At 65.6% G+C, this 17,814-nt stretch carries 16 protein-coding genes and 1 tRNA gene; 8 read left to right on the top strand and 9 right to left on the bottom strand.

All coding sequences use genetic code 11. The annotated features are described in order from the left end of the window. Nucleotides 1-71: 71 nt before the first annotated feature. From ACQR1I_RS00175 to ACQR1I_RS00165, 3 genes are all read left to right on the top strand, one after another. The gene (locus ACQR1I_RS00175; RefSeq protein ID WP_434865177.1) at nucleotides 72-3,176 is read left to right on the top strand and encodes a bifunctional diguanylate cyclase/phosphodiesterase; all 3,105 of its coding nucleotides are present in this window, start codon (nucleotides 72-74) and stop codon (nucleotides 3,174-3,176) included. Between the two features lie 225 nt (nucleotides 3,177-3,401). Beyond that, a complete protein-coding gene (locus tag ACQR1I_RS00170) occupies nucleotides 3,402-3,806 on the top strand; it encodes a YccF domain-containing protein (RefSeq protein WP_434865176.1) in 405 nt (134 codons plus the stop codon). A gap of 166 nt (nucleotides 3,807-3,972) precedes the next feature. Next, nucleotides 3,973-4,049, top strand: a tRNA-Arg gene (locus tag ACQR1I_RS00165). A 54-nt stretch (nucleotides 4,050-4,103) separates the two neighbouring features. Here the strand turns inward: ACQR1I_RS00165 and ACQR1I_RS00160 are convergent. Both ACQR1I_RS00160 and ACQR1I_RS00155 read right to left on the bottom strand, forming a co-directional pair. Then, a complete protein-coding gene (locus ACQR1I_RS00160; protein WP_434865175.1) occupies nucleotides 4,104-4,487 on the bottom strand; it encodes a helix-turn-helix domain-containing protein in 384 nt (127 codons plus the stop codon). 12 nt (nucleotides 4,488-4,499) lie between these two features. Continuing rightward, a complete protein-coding gene (locus tag ACQR1I_RS00155; protein ID WP_434865174.1) occupies nucleotides 4,500-4,802 on the bottom strand; it encodes a type II toxin-antitoxin system HigB family toxin in 303 nt (100 codons plus the stop codon). 792 nt (nucleotides 4,803-5,594) lie between these two features. Between ACQR1I_RS00155 and ACQR1I_RS00150 the strand changes: the two genes are divergently transcribed. The 4 genes from ACQR1I_RS00150 to ACQR1I_RS00135 all read left to right on the top strand — a co-directional run bounded on the left by ACQR1I_RS00150 (nucleotide 5,595) and on the right by ACQR1I_RS00135 (nucleotide 10,330). Next, on the top strand, nucleotides 5,595-7,286 hold the full coding sequence (locus tag ACQR1I_RS00150; protein WP_434865871.1) for a PQQ-dependent methanol/ethanol family dehydrogenase: 1,692 nt from the start codon (nucleotides 5,595-5,597) through the stop codon (nucleotides 7,284-7,286). A gap of 144 nt (nucleotides 7,287-7,430) precedes the next feature. After that, nucleotides 7,431-8,615 (top strand): c-type cytochrome, encoded by a 1,185-nt coding sequence (locus ACQR1I_RS00145; protein ID WP_434865173.1) that lies wholly within the window; start codon nucleotides 7,431-7,433, stop codon nucleotides 8,613-8,615. Between the two features lie 80 nt (nucleotides 8,616-8,695). Continuing rightward, nucleotides 8,696-9,379: a response regulator gene (locus ACQR1I_RS00140; RefSeq protein WP_434865172.1), complete on the top strand. Its 684-nt coding sequence runs from the start codon at nucleotides 8,696-8,698 to the stop codon at nucleotides 9,377-9,379. A gap of 207 nt (nucleotides 9,380-9,586) precedes the next feature. Then, on the top strand, nucleotides 9,587-10,330 hold the full coding sequence (locus ACQR1I_RS00135; RefSeq protein WP_434865171.1) for a response regulator transcription factor: 744 nt from the start codon (nucleotides 9,587-9,589) through the stop codon (nucleotides 10,328-10,330). On the opposite strand, the gene ACQR1I_RS00130 is transcribed toward ACQR1I_RS00135, so the two are convergent. After that, the gene (locus tag ACQR1I_RS00130; protein WP_434865170.1) at nucleotides 10,284-11,636 is read right to left on the bottom strand and encodes a hybrid sensor histidine kinase/response regulator; all 1,353 of its coding nucleotides are present in this window, start codon (nucleotides 11,634-11,636) and stop codon (nucleotides 10,284-10,286) included. The two genes, ACQR1I_RS00135 and ACQR1I_RS00130, sit on opposite strands and share 47 nt — an antisense overlap. Further along, nucleotides 11,633-12,835 carry an FIST N-terminal domain-containing protein gene (locus ACQR1I_RS00125; RefSeq protein WP_434865169.1) on the bottom strand — a complete coding sequence of 401 codons (1,203 nt, stop codon included), beginning with the start codon at nucleotides 12,833-12,835 and terminating at the stop codon, nucleotides 11,633-11,635. Before ACQR1I_RS00125 ends, ACQR1I_RS00130 begins: the two co-directional genes overlap by 4 nt. Nucleotides 12,836-13,042: 207 nt before the next feature. On the opposite strand from ACQR1I_RS00125, the gene ACQR1I_RS00120 reads away from it, so the two are divergent. Next, complete coding sequence (locus ACQR1I_RS00120; RefSeq protein WP_434865168.1) at nucleotides 13,043-13,414, top strand: c-type cytochrome; 372 nt, start codon at nucleotides 13,043-13,045, stop codon at nucleotides 13,412-13,414. A 44-nt stretch (nucleotides 13,415-13,458) separates the two neighbouring features. Here ACQR1I_RS00120 and ACQR1I_RS00115 read toward each other — a convergent pair whose 3' ends face one another. The 5 genes from ACQR1I_RS00115 to ACQR1I_RS00095 form a co-directional block, all read right to left on the bottom strand. Further along, nucleotides 13,459-14,658: an acyl-CoA dehydrogenase family protein gene (locus ACQR1I_RS00115; RefSeq protein ID WP_434865167.1), complete on the bottom strand. Its 1,200-nt coding sequence runs from the start codon at nucleotides 14,656-14,658 to the stop codon at nucleotides 13,459-13,461. A gap of 163 nt (nucleotides 14,659-14,821) precedes the next feature. Further along, the gene (locus ACQR1I_RS00110) at nucleotides 14,822-15,043 is read right to left on the bottom strand and encodes a hypothetical protein (RefSeq protein ID WP_434865166.1); all 222 of its coding nucleotides are present in this window, start codon (nucleotides 15,041-15,043) and stop codon (nucleotides 14,822-14,824) included. Nucleotides 15,044-15,613: 570 nt separating this feature from the next. After that, complete coding sequence (locus ACQR1I_RS00105) at nucleotides 15,614-16,627, bottom strand: formamidase (protein WP_434865165.1); 1,014 nt, start codon at nucleotides 16,625-16,627, stop codon at nucleotides 15,614-15,616. Nucleotides 16,628-16,753: 126 nt separating this feature from the next. Continuing rightward, complete coding sequence (locus ACQR1I_RS00100; RefSeq protein ID WP_434865164.1) at nucleotides 16,754-17,317, bottom strand: TetR/AcrR family transcriptional regulator; 564 nt, start codon at nucleotides 17,315-17,317, stop codon at nucleotides 16,754-16,756. A gap of 25 nt (nucleotides 17,318-17,342) precedes the next feature. After that, complete coding sequence (locus tag ACQR1I_RS00095; protein ID WP_434865163.1) at nucleotides 17,343-17,801, bottom strand: DUF1348 family protein; 459 nt, start codon at nucleotides 17,799-17,801, stop codon at nucleotides 17,343-17,345. Between the last annotated feature and the right edge of the window lie 13 nt (nucleotides 17,802-17,814).

The raw sequence follows: 17,814 nt of genomic DNA, 5'->3' as shown, positions 1-17,814 counted from the left end.
TAACGGCTCCGGTACCAGTGCCTTGCTATCAAATTGACCCGCAACATCTGTTTTTCCGAGTCGATCAAGGCATGCAACGCGCAGCAGACACGTCAGGGGCGGCCGCAACCGAACCGGAGCGGGCCGGCATGTCGCTCTGGCGCGGCCCGGTGCCCTGGCTCGCAGCCTGCGGTACGCTCCTCATCGCCGCCATCGTGATCGGGACGATCGTGATGGCCAACGGCTTCCGGGAGCGCACGATCGACAACAACGAGCGCGAGCTCGAGAACACGGTGCTGCTGCTCACCCGCCATTTCGCACAGCAGTTCGAGGATGCCGAAACCGCAGTGTCGCACGCTATCGGTCGCATGCAGCTCGGATCGATCGATTCGCCTGCGGCATTTAAGACCCGGATGGCGCAGTCCGACATTCGCGAAATGCTGCAGTCGCAGGTCAACGGCCTGTCCTACATGGGCGATCTCACCGTTGTCGACCCCGACGGCAACTTCGTCAACTGGTCGCTCGACGAACCGCTGCCGCCGGTCAATGTCGCACAACGCGACTATTTCAAGGCGCTCGCCAACGACGCGCGATCCGACAGGGTCGTCATCGCGCCCGTGGTCAGTCACGTCACGAAGAAGTGGGCCACTATCGTCGCTCACCGCCTGAACGGCGCGAACGGCGAGTTCCTGGGCTTGCTGACCCGCCGGGTCGATCCGCTGACGTATGAACGGTTCCTGGAATCGATGGCGCTTGGCAGCGGCGCATCGATCACGCTGTTCCATACCGACGGCACCGTGCTCGCGCGCTATCCGCGCGAGGAGTCGATGGTCGGTCAAAAGCTCGAGACGCGCGAGCTGTTCAACACGGTCGCGGACGGTGCCGTCCACTCCGCGCTGGTCACGAGCCCGTTCGACAAGGTCGAGAAGATCGCGGCCGGCGCCAAGATCAGCCGGTTTCCGCTGATGATGACCGCGACGCGGCCGGTCGACGACGCACTGGCGGACTGGCGTTCCCAGGTGGTGCTGCTGGTCGGCGCCGCGGCACTGGCCGCGGGCGTGATCGCCGTCATGTTCAGCCTGATGATCGTGCAGATTCTGCGGCAGAGCCGGATCGCCCGCGAACAGCTCGAAAGCGAAAAGCAGCGCGTCGAGACTGCGCTCGACAACATGACGCAGGGGCTGATCTCGTTCGACGCCGACGCGCGCGTCGTGATGTTCAATCAGCGCTTCATCGATCTGCTCGGCCTGTCACCGGACGTGATCCTGCCCGGCACCCATCTGTTCGACGTGATCGCGCACTGCAAGGAACAGGGCTCCTTCAGCGGCGACGTATCGGAATACTGTGCCGGCGTGACCGACCGGGCCGCAGGCGGCAGCACGTCGCAGATGATTGCGGAATCGCGCGCGGGGCGGTCCTTCAACATCATCGAGAAACCGCTCGCCACCGGCGGCTGGGTCACGACGGTCGAGGACATCACCGAGCAACGGAAGCTGGAGCAGGAGCGCGACCGCAACTACGCCTTCCTGCGCGAGATCATCGATCACATCCCGTCCTACATTATGGTCAAGGATGTTCGCGATCGCCGTTACGTGCTGGTCAACCAGTCCACGGAACGGAGTTTTGGCCGACCGCGCGAGGAGATCGTCGGGCAGACCGCGTCCGAGCTTCTCCCCAAGGCATCCGCCGAGAAGGTGAAGGCCGACGACGACCGCGCGCTGGAACATGAGGACGGGCTGTTCCTCGGCGAGCATCCGTGGCAATCGCCGGCGCTCGGGCTGCGCTACATCACGTCGCGCCGCATCGCCGTTGCCGACGACACCCATCGGCCGCGCTATTTGATCAACGTGATCGAGGACACCACCGAACGCCGGCTTGCGGACGAGAAGATCGCTCACCTCGCCCATTTCGACGCGCTGACCGAGCTGCCGAACCGCGTTCTGTTCCGCGAGCGCATCGCTGAGGAAGTCGAGCGCGCGCGTCACGGCAAGTTCTTCGCCCTGCTCTATATCGACGTCGACGAGTTCAAGGCCATCAACGATTCACTCGGACATCACGTCGGCGACGAGCTGCTGAAGACGATCGCGAGTCGGATCAAGAACTGCCTCGCTCCGGAGGACATGGTCGCGCGGCTCGGCGGCGACGAATTCGCGGTGCTGCTGACCATGGCTGCCGACCGCGACGAGGTCGTCGTGACGGTGACGGAGATCCTGCACAGTATTCGCAAGCCTTGTCGCTGCCTCGGATATCAGTTGTCGACGGACGCGAGCATCGGCATCGCGCTCGCGCCGGAGCACGGCACCGACAGCGATCAACTGACCAAGAATGCCGATCTGGCGATGTACGCGGCCAAGTCCGACGGCCGTCACACCTTCCGCTTCTTCGAGCAGGCGATGGACGAAAACGCGCGGGCCCGGCTGCAGCTGCAGCAGGACCTGCGCCGCGCCATCGCGGAAGATCAGTTCGAGCTGCACTATCAGCCGCTGCTCGGGTTCAGCGAGAACAGCATGACGGGTTGCGAGGCGCTGCTGCGCTGGAAGCATCCGGAACTCGGCATGGTGCCGCCGCTCGACTTCATCCCGCTGGCAGAGGACACCGGCCTGATCAACGAGATCGGCGACTGGGTGGTGCGAACGGCCTGCGCAGAGGCGGCGAGCTGGCCCGGCGACATTCGTGTCGCCGTCAATGTGTCCCCGGTCCAGCTCAAATCACCGACGCTGGCGCTGCGCATCGCGAGCGCCCTGTCGACGGCCGGTCTTGCTCCGGAGCGTCTCGAAATCGAGATCACCGAGGCGGTGCTGATCGGCGACGACGATGTGGCGCTCGCCATCCTGCATCAGCTGCACGACATGGGTGTGCGGATCGCGCTGGACGATTTCGGCACCGGATACTCGTCGCTCAGCTACCTCAAGCGCTTCCCGTTCGACAAGATCAAGATCGATCGCTGCTTCGTCAACGACCTCGGAGCGGACAGCTCGTCGGCCATCGTCCAGGCCGTGGTGAGCATCGCCGCGGCCAGCAACATGACGACGACGGCCGAAGGCGTCGAGACCGGGGCGCAGCAATCCGCGTTGCGCGATCTCGGCTGCACAGAGATGCAAGGCTATCTGTTCAGCGCGCCGAAGCCTGCCGCCGAACTGCGCAAGCTGTTCGCCACGCGGGCGACGACCGCGGAGGATTTGCAGGCCGCCGGCTGACACTGGCCCGGCCGCGCTCGGCAATCCTCCGAACTCCGGTGGCGCCACCAAGGCGCTCCGCACCAGAGCGTCATGCCGCGTTGGCGTCTCCGACTGGTAACGGCGTTGGCACCCGCCACAGTGCGCCAAACCGCCTCAAGCGAGCTGAGCGATGCTGCGCCCCATACCGTTGGCGGGCGCCGACGGCGACCTATATAGAGGCGGCCGGAACTCAGCAGGTGGCCCATGCAACCCGTCTCATTGCTTCTCAATGTCCTCTGGATCGTGCTTGGCGGCGCCTACATGGCGTTCGGCTGGCTGGTGGCAGCGGTGGTCATGGCCATCACCATCGTCGGCCTGCCATGGGCGCGCGCCGCCTTCAACATCGCGGCCTACACGCTGCTGCCGTTCGGCTCGCGCGCCGTCCGCCGCGACGAAGTGACCGGCCTCGAGGACGTCGGAACCGGTCCGCTCGGCCTGCTCGGCAACATCATCTGGTTCGTGCTGGCCGGCTGGTGGCTCGCCCTCGGCCACCTCGTCACCGCCATCGCGCTGGCGGTGACGATCATCGGCCTGCCGTTCGCCTGGGCCCACCTGAAGCTGGCCGGCCTCGCGCTGTGGCCGATCGGCAAGACCATCGTGCCGGCCTGAGCCGGCCGGTGCGCCCGGGCGCCGCCGCCAGCCCCCAAGAGCCTCCGAATGGGCGCGACCGCGGCCATTCTGGCCGAAATCGACCGACAACCCCGCTCCAGCTTCGCATCGGGCTGCGCTGCCCCGTTGCCTGCACCCCGCCAATCGGCTAAACGATGCGTCGCACGCACCCGTAGCTCAGCTGGATAGAGCGTTGCCCTCCGAAGGCAAAGGTCACACGTTCGAATCGTGTCGGGTGCGCCATTCTTTACCAGAGCAAGCGGCAATAACCGCAGGCCGCCCCGATGCCCTACGCAATCAGGCGGCGCGCTCGATTTTGTATGGACGAACCAGAAGGTCAGCCGGGATTTTCCATGTCTCACTGATCTTGTGGATCATATCGACCGTAAGCGCGCGCCGACGCGAGAGAATTTCCGACGCGCGAGAGCGCGAGCCCAATAGTTCGGCAAGTTCAGCCTGGGTGTGCCCGAGTTCTTCGATTGCATAGTTGAGGACATCAATCGGATCGAAGCTGCCATCGAGCTCGACCGGCCAACGCTTCGCCTCATATATTTCGACGAGTGCGAGAAGCACGTCGAGCTTGTCACCCTTCTCGGTGCCTTCTGCGGCCCCCCAGCAGGCGTCGATCTCGGCCAGCGCAGCCCTATGGTCTTTGTCAGTTCGGATCGGCCGGATTTCCATCAGATGAATCCTTCAGTATTGCGATATGGTCAAAGCGTCGATGCGATCGTACTCGCCATGCGTTCCGATGAACTTCACGAACGCCACTTGACGGCGGAAGTCGAAGGCGACCACCAAGCGGTAGTTTCCGCCCGCAACTTCGAACCTGACGCGCTCGCCGTTCAGCACCTTGGATTTCGGAGCTGCTCGCTGGACCTCATCCGTAGAGGCCCAATTCGTCGCTCTGACGAGCTTGTACCAGCGTTCGAGCGCGACCTCTGCCTCCGGGTGCTTGGTCCAAAAGTCGACGAGTGTGTTCCGGGCAATGACCCTCATAGCGGATCTTATCATGTTCCCGTATTGGGAACAAGCGATTTGACGGAATGAAGGGTTCGCGCGTGACCCTGGGCGCTCTCGTCAGCCCGAGCGGGCCGCAGCATATGATAATAGTGCCACGGCGGAACAACTGTGCCCATCTTCATCGGCCGTGGCGCGCCCTTCATTCAGGATTTGCTGCAGGTCCCGGCTCACCAATCACGTGATTGGCGCGAGCTGCGGGTTACCGGCCGTTGGCAGTCCTCGGCCATTTTGTAAATCGTCCGTCGGCATTGGCGCGATGTCCTCGCTGCCTGTTTCGACTAACGCTCACGGATGTGCCGTCGTCCGGGACGTAGTTGACGTATTGAGCGGCCGAGCGTCCACATTCTGGAATGGCGGTTTTTCTCCCCCCAATGGCACATAAGCGACTTCCAGAATTGTACCATCCGAGTTGGGGCTGCTGATCAGCACGCGCCCGTGATTGATGTCGGCCGAACCAGCAGGCGGCGGGCATGACGGTCGACACCGGCTGGTGCAAGACACTGACGGCGGAGCTCCCCAAGGCCTCCAATCGCACCCCCCTCGCGCCGAGAAGCCGCATCAAGCCCTCGATATCTCAGGATAAATCGGCACACGGCTTGGCCCGGCCGGGCTACTACCTTCCGCCTATGAGCGTCCGCGATCGGTGATGGTCTAATTCCTGCCGATGCTTGCAGCGCGACTGCGCATCCGGCCTGGCGCGCACGCGCCACAGCCTCACAACAAAGACACATGCGGAGGGAACTGATGAATTTCACGAGCAGGAGATTCTTGGCTGGCATCTCGACGGTTGCCTTCCTCGTCGCCGGCACGCTTGGCGTCCGCGCCAACGACTCGGCGATGAAGGCCGCCAGCGAGCCCGGCGCCTGGGCGATGGCGGGCCATGATTACGGCAACACCCGGTTCAGCCCGCTGAAGGACATCAACACCGAGAACGCCGGCAAGCTGTCGCTGGTCTACTCGTTCTCGCTGGCCTCGCTGCGCTCCAACGAGTCGTCGCCGATCGTCATCGGCAACACGCTCTACGTCTCGAGCTCCTGGGGTCCCAAATACGTCTATGCGCTGGACGCCGCGACCGGCGCGCGCAAATGGACCTGGGAGCCGGACATTCCGGATGACGTCCTTCAATACGCCTGCTGCGACGTCAACAACCGCGGCGTCACCTATGCCGAGGGCAAGCTGTTCGTCGGCCGGCTCGACGGCAAGCTGACCGCGCTCGACGCCGCGACCGGCAAGGAGCTGTGGACCAGCAAGGTGGTCGACTACAAGCAGGGCTCGGTCATCACCTCGCCGCCGCTGGTGGTGCGCGACAAGGTCATCACCGGCTTCGGCGGCGGCGAGTACGGCGTGCGCGGCTCGCTGCAGGCCTTCGACCTCAACTCCGGCAAGCAGCTGTGGCAGACCTACACCGTGCCTGCACCCGGCGAACCCGGCAGCGACACCTGGAAGGGCGACACCGGCCTGCATGGCGGCGGCGCGGCGTGGCTGGTCGGCTCCTATGATCCGAAGACCGACACGGTCTATTGGGGCACCAGCAATCCCGGTCCCTGGAACACCGCCGTGCGCTCGACCGGCAATGGCGATTTCGGCAAGCTGACAAACCTCTACACTGCCTCGACGCTGGCGATCGATCCGAACAGCGGCGCCATCAAGTGGCACATCCAGGGCACGCCGGCGGATGCCTGGGACTATGACGGCGTCAACGAGGCTCTGCTGGCCGACCTGAAGATCGGCGGCGCGACCGTCCCGACCTTGATGAAGGCCGACCGCAACGGCTTCTTCTTCGTCGCCAACCGCGAGACCGGCAAGGTGATCTCGGCCGAGAAATACGTCTTCGCCAACTGGGCACAGAAGTGGGACGTCGCGACCTCGCGCGCGGTCGAGGATCCGGACAAGCGCCCGGGCCCGGGACATCCGGCCAAGGACATCTGCCCGAACCTGATCGGCGGCAAGAACTGGCAGCCGATGTCGTTCAGCCCGGACACCGGCCTGGTCTACATCCCGACCAACAATGTCTGCATGGACTGGGCGGTCAGCGACGTCGCCTACAAGCGCGGCGTGTTCTATCTCGGCGCCGAATTCCCGACCAAGGAAGGCCCGGGCGGCTTCCTCGGCGAGCTCCTCGCCTGGGATCCGGTCGCCAACAAGAAGGTCTGGTCGATCAAGGAAGACCTGCCGTTCAACGGCGGCACCTTGGCCACCGCGGGCGGCCTGGTGTTCTCCGGCAACCTGCACGGTGACTTCCGCGCCGTCGATGCCAAGACCGGCAAGATCCTCTGGAGCAAGAATCTCGGCTCCGGCATCGGCGCAGGCCCTGTGACCTATTCCGTCGACGGCAAGCAGTATGTCGCCGTCGTGGTCGGCCGCACCGCCTCGCTGCCCGCCTTCCTTGGCGAGGTCGGCAAGAAGATGACGGCGGCGGCGCCGGAAGGCGGTTCGCTGTTCGTCTTCGCGGTCCAGTAACGGCAAGCGTCACGACGATCGCGCGTGTCCCCTGCAAACGGGACACGCGCACTCCACCGCACGACGCGGAAGACGATGGCCCGGCCGCGCAGATCGAGCCATCCTTGACTTGAAAACAAGACGATCAATTTGGAGGGAACGAGGATGCGCCGGAATCGTCGCTCGAACTGGCAGGCCGCCGCCGAACTGTCCGCACGTATGACGGCTCTCGCTGCCGTGTTTGCCGCCGGCCTGCTGGCATCACCGGCAGCGGTCGTGGCGAACGAGATCGAGCCGCTGCGGCTGTGCGCGGATCCGACTAATCTTCCGTTCTCGAGCGACAATCCATCACAGCCGGGATTCTATCTCGAGATCGGCCAGGCGCTGTCGCGAGAGCTCGGCCGCCCGGTGACGTACGACTGGTACAAATCCTATTTCGGCAAGCGCACCGTGCGGGTGACGCTGCTCGGCAAGCAGTGCGACGCGATGATCGGCCTGCCGCTGTCGTCGGATTTCATGGGACCGTCGGTGATCTTCTCGAAGAAGATCACGACCGAGACCTACGCGCTGGTCGGCCGCGCAACGCTGGACGTGCACGGCATCGACGATCTCCGCGGCAAGCGCGTCGCCGTGCAGTATCAGACGACGCCGCAGAATCTGCTGGCGGAGCGGGACGACATCGAGAAGCTGACCGTGCTCACACCCGACGAGGGCATGGCGGCGCTGGCCCAGGGCAAGGTCGACGTCGCCTTCATCTGGGGACCGGTCGCGGGCTGGCTGAACAAGACGAGCTATGAGAGTCGCTTCCGGGTCCAGCCGGTCGAAGGCGCCGGCCTGTCCTGGGATGCCGCGATCGGCTTTGCCAAGAGCTCCACGCAATTGCGCGATCAGGTCGACGCGGCCTTGCCGCAGCTCGGCGCGCGGATTGCCGAGCTCGCCGCCAAATATGGATTGCCGGGCGAGCCGCCCATCAAGTTCGGCGCCGCGCCGAGCCGGATCAGGCTGGCCTCGCTCGCCGGTCCCGCTCAGTTCATCCGATCGGCCGCCACCGAAGCCGCCGTGATCAGGGTCTCGGAGTCGGACGCAAACAAGACCGAGACGATCGCTGCCGGCAAGGAGATCTTCAACGGCACCTGCGCGCACTGCCACGGGCCCGATGCCGTGCAGGCCGAAAAGCGGATCGATCTGCGCCGGCTGCAGACCCGCTACGGCGAGGACATGCGCGACAAGTACTGGACCACGGTGCATGAGGGCCGCCCGGCCAAGGGGATGCCCGCCTGGAAGGAGGTCTTTACCGACGACCAGTTCGAGAGCATCTATGGGTTCCTGCTGACCGTGCAGTCCGACTAGGTCAATCGAGGGAGACGGATGGCGGTCGGCACGATCTGCCGGGATCACCCGAGCATGCTGGCGACGAATGCGAGTCGGACATGACCTGCTTCCTGATCATCGACGATCATCCGCTGTTTCGCGAGGCTCTCGGCAATGCGGTGCGCCTCACGCATCCGGACGCGCAGATCTTCGAGGCGCTCTCGATTGCCGATGCGCTCAACATCCTCGCCGCCCAGCCCGAGATCGATCTGGCGCTGCTCGACCTGACGCTGCCCGATGCCACCGGCTTTTCGGGATTCCTGCAGCTTCGCGCGACGCATCCGCGGCTTCCGGTCGCGATCGTGTCGAGCGACGAGGACCAGAATGTCGTGCGCGAGGCGCTCTCGCTCGGGGCGGCCGGCTATCTGCCGAAATCGACGTCGAAGCGTGAGCTGACATCCTCGATCGAACGCGTGCTGAGCGGCTCGGTCTCGGTTCCGAAGGACTTCGTGCCCACCACCGAGCGCAACGGTTCCGCGCGCGCGCTGCAGGCCCGCCTCGAGGAGCTCACGCCGCAGCAGTTGCGCGTGCTCGACCTGATCAGGCGCGGCTACCAGAACCGGGAGATCGCCGGCGAGCTGCAGCTGGCGGAATCGACCGTCAAGGCGCACATCACCGAGATCCTGCGCAAGCTCCGCCTGTTCAGCCGCAACAAGGCGGTCATCGAAACCGGCAAGATCGAGCTGCCGCTGCCGTCCGACCGCCAGGGCTCCCGCACCGCCGCCCGCCGAAAGCAGACCTGACCGATCAGCGAGATGTTGCGACGCGAAACGTCCCGCCAGCGCGGGCGCCTGACGTCTTGCGCGTTGATTGATCCTGGCCGAAGCGCTATCGCTGGAGCTCCGGTTCTGACGCGCGGGCAACCACGAAGCGCAGATATCGACGCGAATGTCAGATCCGCAAGGCCAACAGACTGGATCATTGATCCGGCCGGGGGGAGTGACAGGCACGTGGCTCGATTGCTCATCGTCGAGGACCATCCGCTGTTTCGCGAGGCGCTGGAGAGCGCAATCAGCGTCGCTCTGACCGATGCCGAGATGCGCGAGGCAACCTCGATCGACGCAGCCATCGGCATGTTGTCGACGCCGCCGCGATTCGACCTGATCCTGCTCGATCTCTCGACGCCGGGCACCACTGGTCTCTCCGGCGTCATCCGAATCCGCAAGACCGCGCCGCGCACCCCGATCCTGGTCGTGTCGGCGCATCAGGACCCGCGGCTGGTCGCCCATCTCCTCGCGCTCGGCGTCTCCGGCTACATCTCCAAGTCGACCTCGAAGCAGCAATTGGCGGACGCGATCAGGGCGGTGCTGCGCGGCGAGGTCCCCGTCGAAGGCGGCATCCCGCGCGCGAGCCGCCAGAGCAGGCAGCCTGCTCACGACCTCCTGAAACGCCTGAACGAGCTGACGCCGCAGCAGCTGCGCGTGCTCGATCTCATCCGCTGCGGATTGCAGAACAAGCACATCGCCTATGAGCTCGGGATCTGCGAGACCACGGTGAAGGTCCACGTCTCGGAGATCCTGCGCAAGCTGCACGTCATGAGCCGGACCAAGGCGATCATCGAGATGGAGAAGATCGACTTCGTGAACCTCATCGGCGAGCCGCGCAGCCGTGCCCCGGCTCAGCCGCGGGCCGACGGCGATGACGCGCTCATGACAGCAGGAACGACAACAGCGCGCGAAGCTCCGCCGGCCTGACCGGCTTGGTCAAGGTCTCGAGCCCGTACTGGCTCGCTTCCCTGGCGGCATCCTCGGAATAGTCTGCTGTCACGATCATCGCCGGAACATCCTTGCCGAGGAATTGCCGGATCTCCTTAATCGCTGCGAGCCCGCTCTCGTCGCCGTCCAGATGGAGATCGGCGATGATCGTCTCGGGCACGGCACCGAGCGCGATCAGACGCTGCACGGCCTCGCTGGCCGACATCGTCGCCACGACATCGCAGCCCCATGTCTCGAGCAGGCTGACCATCGCCTCGGCGGTCGCCAGGTCATTCTCGATCAGCAGGATCTTGGCGCCCTCGAACCCGCCATACTCGTGGACGATCTGGTCCGCCGGAGGCAGGTCCGGCTGCACGGATGCAGGATCCGCGCGATCGAGCTCGAGCTTGAAGGTCGATCCATGGCCCACCCGCGAGGCCAACCCGACGCCATGGCCCAGGGCCGCGGCGAAGCGGCGGACGATCGACAGGCCGAGTCCGAAGCCGGCCTGATCCTCGGCGCCCGACTGGCCGCGCTGGAATTCGAGAAAGATCGCTTCCTGCTGCGGCTTCGGAATGCCCGGCCCGGTGTCGTACACCTCGATGCGAACGCGGTTCGGCCCCGGTCCCGGCCGGCAGCCCATCACGACGCCGCCCTGCCGCGTGTAGCGCAGCGCGTTGGCGAGCAGGTTCTGCAGGATCCGCCGCAGCATCATGGCATCGGAGACCACGGCGACGGGGCATGGCCGGATGCGCAGCGACAATCCACGTTTGGCCGCGATCGGCGCGAACTCGCGTTCGAGCGGCTCGAACAGGGCCGAGAGCAGGATCGGCCTTGCATCGGGGCGCAGGGCTCCGGCATCCAGCTTGGCGATCTCGAGCAGGGATCGCAGCAGATCTTCCAGCATGGCCAGCGAATGATCGATCTGGCCGACCATGGTCATCCCGCGCTCCGACGAGACCTCGTCCGCCAAGGTCGATAGTGTCAATCGTGCCGCGTTCAGCGGCTGCAGCAGATCATGCGTGACGGAGATCAGAACCGAGGACTTCAACGAGCTCGCCGCCTCGGCCTGCTGCTTGGCGTGAAACAGATCGTTGTTGGCGATCTCGACCGAATGCAGCGCATCGCGCAGCTGCCGCGTCCGCTCGCGGACCTGCTGGTCGAGCGCGATCGCGGTTTCGAACAGCGAGAACGCGTTGAGCTGCTGGTCCATCGAGCGTTCGACCCGGGACATCAGCACCGCGTTGATCTTCCTGAGCTTGGCCGCCTCGCGCTGCAGGTCGTCCGGAGCACCGGAGCCGGTCATGGCTTGGCCCCGGGTGGCTTGGCTCCGGATGGCTTGGCCTCGGGCCGCTTGCCGATCGCGACGCCGGTCAGCGTCTGATTGACATGCATCGAGCCGTACTGCTCGCCATAGGTATGGAAGCCGACGATGCGGTTGTCGCGATAGAGCTCGGACATGTCCCGCGCGAACTGATGCTGCTCGGCGTCGAGGCGCCGCAGGATGCATTCGAAGCCGATGAAGATCGAGACCTCGCCGAGGTCGGCGCGGACATCGGCCAGCATCTCGCGCGCGGCGGCCACCGAGTTGCGCGATTTCGCCGCCGTCAGCACCATGCCTTCATCGATCGCGCAGAAGAACCGCAACGAACCGTCCGGACTGACGCGCTGGATCGAGCGCGCGAAATAGGAGCCGCCGACCCGCACCAGCACCGGATGCGCCGCGAACAGGAACGGATCGAGCTCGGAATCCGCGATGCCCACGGCGCGGCAATATTCCTCCGCCGCCGGTTCGGCATTGAGCTGCTTGACGATGCGCTGCTCGAGATCGGCTTCGGTCACCACCATCTTGGTCGAGGTCGGCTCGAAATTGTCGCACTTGAACAGCCGGAACGGCAACGACGTCCTGATCAGGATCAGCACCGCCATGTCGGTGTGCGCCTCGCCGTCGTGGAACACCCAGGTGCGCTCGAAGCGCAGGCCATCGCCGGCCGATCCGCCGACCAGCGGAATGTTGTCGAGCGAGGCGTAGATCGCCGACATGATCGCCTCTTCGCGCTGGCACATGCCGTCGATGAGGACGAGGCCGAACACCCCGTCGTCGTCGCGACCGCCGCGCCGGGCCAGTTCCTGCCGCAGCTGGCTGCCGAGGCGGCGGCCTTCGTCGACGCGAAAGCTCGACAGCCCGAAGATCGGCTGGGCGAGCACGGTGAAATCATCGGCGGCGAAGGCGAGTGCGACGACGCTGTTGTCCTCCCAGCCATCGGGCGACAGCTCTCCAGCCGTCGTACAGCCATACACGGGAATGCCGGCTAGTCGCGGCGTCACCTCCGCCATGAACCGTTTCGGATCGTAATGCGGCGACAGGAAGATCAGCACCATGGCGAGGCCGTCGGCCGGCAACTGGCCGCAGATGTCGGCCGCCGCAGCGGCTTCCGTCTCGGCCTTCGACTTGGCAGCCGTCACGCCGGACGCGCGCGCGGGCCGAGGATCGGCGTCTCCCACCAGGCACCTCCCAGACGAACTCGGATCTCGATGTTCGTTCGTTTTTTTAGAAGATTAGGGCAATTGAACAGCAACGGCAACCGGTCGGCTTGATCCAGAACAAGGACATGAACCCCGCTCTCGTCCGATCCTAGGGGTGGATTTGCCGGCTGGCGCAGCCGCGGGGCTTGCCCCGCGCGACTCCCGGTCGAACAAGGGGGAATTCACATGTTCAGCCGCATCGTTCTCGTCGTCCTGTTCGCCAGCCTGGCGTCGAGCGCCCTGGCGCTCGACGGCGATCCCGCCGCAGGAAAGGTCATATTCCAGCGCATCTGCCAGAACTGCCACTCGGCCGAAATCGGCATCAACAAAGTGGGCCCGAGCCTGTGGAACGTCGTCGGGCGCCAGCCCGCGGCCGTGCCGGACTACGCCTATTCCGACAGCATGAAGAACAACAAGGCGGCGTGGAGCGCCGCGGCGCTGGATGCCTATATCGCCGATCCGCGCGGCGACGTTCACGGCGTCAAGATGTACTTCAAGGGGCTGGCGGACGGCAAGGAGCGCGCCGACGTCGTCGCCTATCTGTCGACGCTGAAATAGCCGAGCCGAGGGGCGGCGAACGCGCGCTCCTCAGCCTCGACTGGTCACGATGCGCGGATTGCGCCGCCTCGCGCCTTGAGGAACTCGCGCGCGACGATCAGCTTCTGCACTTCCGTCGCGCCCTCGTAGATGCGAAGCGCCCGGATCTCGCGATAGAGGCTCTCGACGATCTCGCCCTTGCGGACACCGCGTCCGCCGAACATCTGCAGCGACCGATCGATGACGCGCTGCGCGGTCTCGGTGGCGGCGAGCTTGGCCATCGCGGCCTCGCGCGTGGTCGGCAGTTTTTGCACATCGCGCCGCCACGCCGCGCGGTAGGTCAGCAGCGCCGCGGCATCGATGTCGGTCGCCATCTCGCCGAACGCCGCCTGCGTCATCTGCAGATCGGACAGCGCGCCGCCGAACATCGGCCGGCTCTGCGCATGCCCCTTCGCCTCGTCGAGCGCGCGGCGGCCAAAGCCGAGCGCGGCGGCGGCCACCGAGGCGCGGAAGATGTCGAGCGTCTGCATCGCGAGCTTGAAGCCGCCGCCGGGCGCGCCGAGCCGCCGGCTCGCCGGAATGCGGCAATTCTGCAGGCGCAACGTCGCCAGCGGATGCGGCGCGATCACCTCGATGCGCTCGGCGACGGAAAAGCCGGGATCATCGGGAAACACCACGAAGGCGGAGATGCCGCGCGCGCCGGGCGCCTCGCCGGTGCGCGCGAACAGCGTGTAGACGTCGGCGATGCCGCCGTTGGAGATCCAGGTCTTCTCGCCGTCGAGCACGTAAGTCTCGCCGTCCTGCCGCGCGGCGCAGGCCATAGCGGCGACGTCGGAGCCCGCGTCCTTCTCGGACAGCGCAAACGCCGCCAGCCATTCGCCGGCGCGCACCTTGGGCAGAACCGCAGCGCGCAGTTCGGGCGAGCCGCCGAGCGCGATCGCGCCGGAACCGAGCCCCTGCATGGCAAAGGCGAAATCGGCGAGCCCGTCGGCATAGGCGAGGGTTTCGCGCGACAGGCAGATCGCGCGCGAGTCGATGGCAGCTGCGTCGGCATCCGGTGCCACGACCGCGCTGTCGAGCAGGCCGGCCGCGCCGAGCGCGCGCACGATCCTGCGGCAGGCCGCATCGACGTCGGCATGGTCGACATCGTCGAGCTGTCCGGACGCGACGAAGCCGTCGAGGCGCTCGCACAGCGCGCGATGGCGTGGCTCGAAGAACGGCCAGTCGAGCCAGTCGCGGGGGATGACCTTGGCCGTTGCACGCATGATGGACCTCGAAGCCGGAGCGACAGCATTCGGGCGCGCATCGCCGCGGACCGCCCAATTATTTTAAACATAAAATAATTGGCGACCGATCGCATTGTCAAGATCGCCGGTCAGAAGGCGGCGTCCCCGCCTTCGCGGCGCCGGCGGATCAATTGCCGGCGGATCAATTCCCAGACATGGCGCTGCCGAGCTTCACCCCCATGGCGAGCACGAGCAGAACCCCGGCCGTGTAGAACAGATAGTCCGGATGGGTGCAGAACAGCTTCGAGGACGAGCAGACGGCGACCGCCCAATTCTCGCCGATCGAGACCAGATCCCGCGCGTTGTAGAACGCCACGCCCGCACCGCCTGCCAGCAGTGCGAGCAGAAACAGCAGCCCCGCCATGATCACCCCCTGAGCATTGTCCCGCGGCGAACCATGCGCCAATTCGCGTTGGACCACAATTCGGCTCGGGCGAGCTTCAGGAAACGACGGTGATCGTCGTGCCGAAGCCTGTTGCGAAGCGCTCGACACGGGACGATGCAACCGCTGCGCGCTGCTGCCGGCGCCGTTGCTCATTCGAGCCAAGCTCTCGCCGCGACGACGCTGCGCTCCCCTCCCCCGGCCGGCAAGCGCGTAGCGGTTGCCGGATGCGGGGAGGGGTCGGGGGTGGGGGACTCCGCGCGCCAGACGTCGTGGCGTACGACATCGAATTTTCGCTCCAGTCCATCGCGATTGTTGGGCGATGTAGAATTGCGTTGCCGTATCGATGTGCTCCTGACCTCGGACTCATCACATCGCGCATCGCCCGGAGGCCCCCACCCCCGACCCCTCCCCGCACGCCGTCATCGCTGGCGCGCTGCCGGCGCGGAGGAGGGGAGCGCACTGCCGTCGTTGAGACGGCGGTGATCATCAAGAGCTGGCGAAGCTGATCGCTGCCGCCGCGTCACGCCGGCATGCACACGGCGCCGGCCGTCACTCCGCCGCCTTGCCGAGCTTGCCGAACGAGCGCGTCGGAGCGGCAAAGCCGCAGGACGTGCCGTCGGTGATCTTGACCTGATCCTCCCATGGCAGCCGGTAGGTGCCCGCGACCATGTCGTGCATGAAGCTGTAGGGACAGTCCATCGCGCCGCCCTTCACCGCGACATAGCCGCGATGCCAGAGCTGATAGATGTTGTTCTCGACGCCCCAGCCGATGCGCGCCTCGCGCACGAGGTCCGGGCGCACCTCGGCGGTGATGATCTCGTCGGCCCGGCCGGTGGTGCCATGCGCGAGGATCGCGCCGTCGAAATTGACGATCATGCCCTCGCCCATCGAATCGAAAGAGCCATCCGAGCCGCACATGCAGACATTGGCGGTCACCATCAGGTTCTGGAACGCATTGGCCTGGTTGGTGAAGCGCCAGCTGTCGCGGATCGGTGCGGTGTAGCCGGCGGTGCGGATCATGATCTCGGCGCCCTTGTAGGCGCATTCGCGCGCCATCTCCGGAAACATGCCGTCATGGCAGATGATCAGCGCGAGCTTGGCGCCGCGCGGTCCGTCGATGACGGGAATGCCGAGATCGCCCGGCTCCCACGGCTCGACCGGAATCCACGGATGCAGCTTGCGATAATACAGCTTGATGTCGCCGTTATCGTCGATGATCAGGCCGGAATTGTAGGGATTGCCGTCGGGATTGAACTCCATGATGGAGAAGCAGCCCCAGATCTTGTTGTCGATGCAGGCCTGCTTGAAGGCGGCCACTTCGGGTCCGTCGAGCCGGCACATGATCTCCGGATTGGTGTCCATCGACAGGCCGTGCAGCGAATATTCCGGAAACACGACGAGGTCCATGGTGCCGAGATTGCGCCGCGCCTTGCCGACCATCCAGACGATCTTCTCGGTCTGGCGCGCCAGATCCTCCCTGGTCACGACCACGGGAAGCTGCAGCTGCACCAGCCCGATGACCACGCCGTTGTCCGATTTGTTGAGACCGCCGAGCCCGTTCATGCCAACCTCCCTGATTGCCGCCGCTGACGGAGACGTTGCGCAAGACAACCACGATTTGGCACCACGGGCGCGCCGATATTTCAGCCCACAGCCTGCCGCTTGCGCAGGCAGTTCCGTCCGCGCGGGTCAGACCGCGGGGGAGCGTTGCAGCAGACGCCGGAACCGCGCCAGCGCGCGGCCGAACACCGCCGGATCGTCGGTCGCACGCGCCAGCACCAGCGCGCCCTGGATGCCGAGCACCACCTCCTCGGCGGCATCTTCGGCTGCCTGGCGATCCCAGCCAGCCCGCACCAGCGCGGCGTGCAGCGCCGCGATCCAGCGCGTGAAGTAGCTGGCAATGACAGCGGCAAAGCGATCACGCGTGTCGTCGAGCGCGAACGCTCCGACCAGGCAGACGCGGCGGCCTGAGCGGAAGTAGTCGTCGACGCCGCGCCACATCCGCTCGATCGCGGGCTCCGGCGCATCGTCGCGCAGCGGCGCATAGATCTCGCGCTCGAACCAGGCATCGACATGCGCCAGCACGGCGCGCGCCATCTCGTCCTTCCCGCCTGGGAAGAAGTGATACAGGCTGCCCTTGCCGAGTCCCGTCTTCTCGGTGATGCGGCTGAGCGACGTGCCCTCGAAGCCGAATTCGCGAAACACTTCGGCGATCAGCGGGACGACGTCGGCGCGCTCATTCTGCGTCCGCATGGCGCTCCCAAGTCAGTCTTCCCAGTCAAAGCCCGAGATCGGTCAGTCCGGGATGATCGTCCGGACGCCGCCCCAGCGGCCAGTGAAATTTGCGCTCGCTCTCTTTGATCGGCAGGTCGTTGATGCACGCGAAGCGGCGCTGCATCAGGCCCTGCGCGTCGAACTCCCAATTTTCGTTGCCGTAGGAGCGATACCAGTGGCCGCTGTCGTCGTGCCATTCATAGGCAAAGCGGACGGCGATCCTGTTGTCGGTGAAGGCCCAGATCTCCTTGATGAGGCGATAGTCGAGCTCCTTCGCCCATTTGCGGGTGAGGAAGGCAACGATCTCGGCGCGCCCGGTGATGAACTCGGCCCGGTTCCGCCAGCGGCTGTCCGGCGTGTAGACCAGCGACACGCGCTCGGGATCGCGGCTGTTCCAGCCGTCCTCGGCCATGCGGACTTTCTGGGTGGCGGTCTGCAGGGTGAAAGGTGGGGTAAGCGCCACGGACGACTCTCCT

The sequence above is a fragment of the Bradyrhizobium sp. HKCCYLS2038 genome (assembly GCF_051167655.1).
Taxonomy (GTDB): Bacteria; Pseudomonadota; Alphaproteobacteria; order Rhizobiales; family Xanthobacteraceae; genus Bradyrhizobium.
The sequence above is the reverse complement of the archived record's forward strand: the minus strand, read 5'-3'. Positions and strand labels throughout refer to the sequence as shown.

Bases quoted from the DNA above. Each gene is read 5' to 3' on its own strand.
- ACQR1I_RS00140 (WP_434865172.1), top strand. From the start codon at position 8,696: ATGACCTGCTTCCTGATCATCGACGATCATCCGCTGTTTCGCGAGGCT.
- ACQR1I_RS00160 (WP_434865175.1), bottom strand. From the start codon at position 4,487: ATGGAAATCCGGCCGATCCGAACTGACAAAGACCATAGGGCTGCGCTG.
- ACQR1I_RS00100 (WP_434865164.1), bottom strand. From the start codon at position 17,317: ATGCGGACGCAGAATGAGCGCGCCGACGTCGTCCCGCTGATCGCCGAA.
- ACQR1I_RS00175 (WP_434865177.1), top strand. From the start codon at position 72: ATGCAACGCGCAGCAGACACGTCAGGGGCGGCCGCAACCGAACCGGAG.
- ACQR1I_RS00145 (WP_434865173.1), top strand. From the start codon at position 7,431: ATGCGCCGGAATCGTCGCTCGAACTGGCAGGCCGCCGCCGAACTGTCC.
- ACQR1I_RS00170 (WP_434865176.1), top strand. From the start codon at position 3,402: ATGCAACCCGTCTCATTGCTTCTCAATGTCCTCTGGATCGTGCTTGGC.
- ACQR1I_RS00155 (WP_434865174.1), bottom strand. From the start codon at position 4,802: ATGAGGGTCATTGCCCGGAACACACTCGTCGACTTTTGGACCAAGCAC.
- ACQR1I_RS00130 (WP_434865170.1), bottom strand. From the start codon at position 11,636: ATGACCGGCTCCGGTGCTCCGGACGACCTGCAGCGCGAGGCGGCCAAG.
- ACQR1I_RS00105 (WP_434865165.1), bottom strand. From the start codon at position 16,627: ATGAACGGGCTCGGCGGTCTCAACAAATCGGACAACGGCGTGGTCATC.
- ACQR1I_RS00115 (WP_434865167.1), bottom strand. From the start codon at position 14,658: ATGCGTGCAACGGCCAAGGTCATCCCCCGCGACTGGCTCGACTGGCCG.
- ACQR1I_RS00120 (WP_434865168.1), top strand. From the start codon at position 13,043: ATGTTCAGCCGCATCGTTCTCGTCGTCCTGTTCGCCAGCCTGGCGTCG.
- ACQR1I_RS00110 (WP_434865166.1), bottom strand. From the start codon at position 15,043: ATGGCGGGGCTGCTGTTTCTGCTCGCACTGCTGGCAGGCGGTGCGGGC.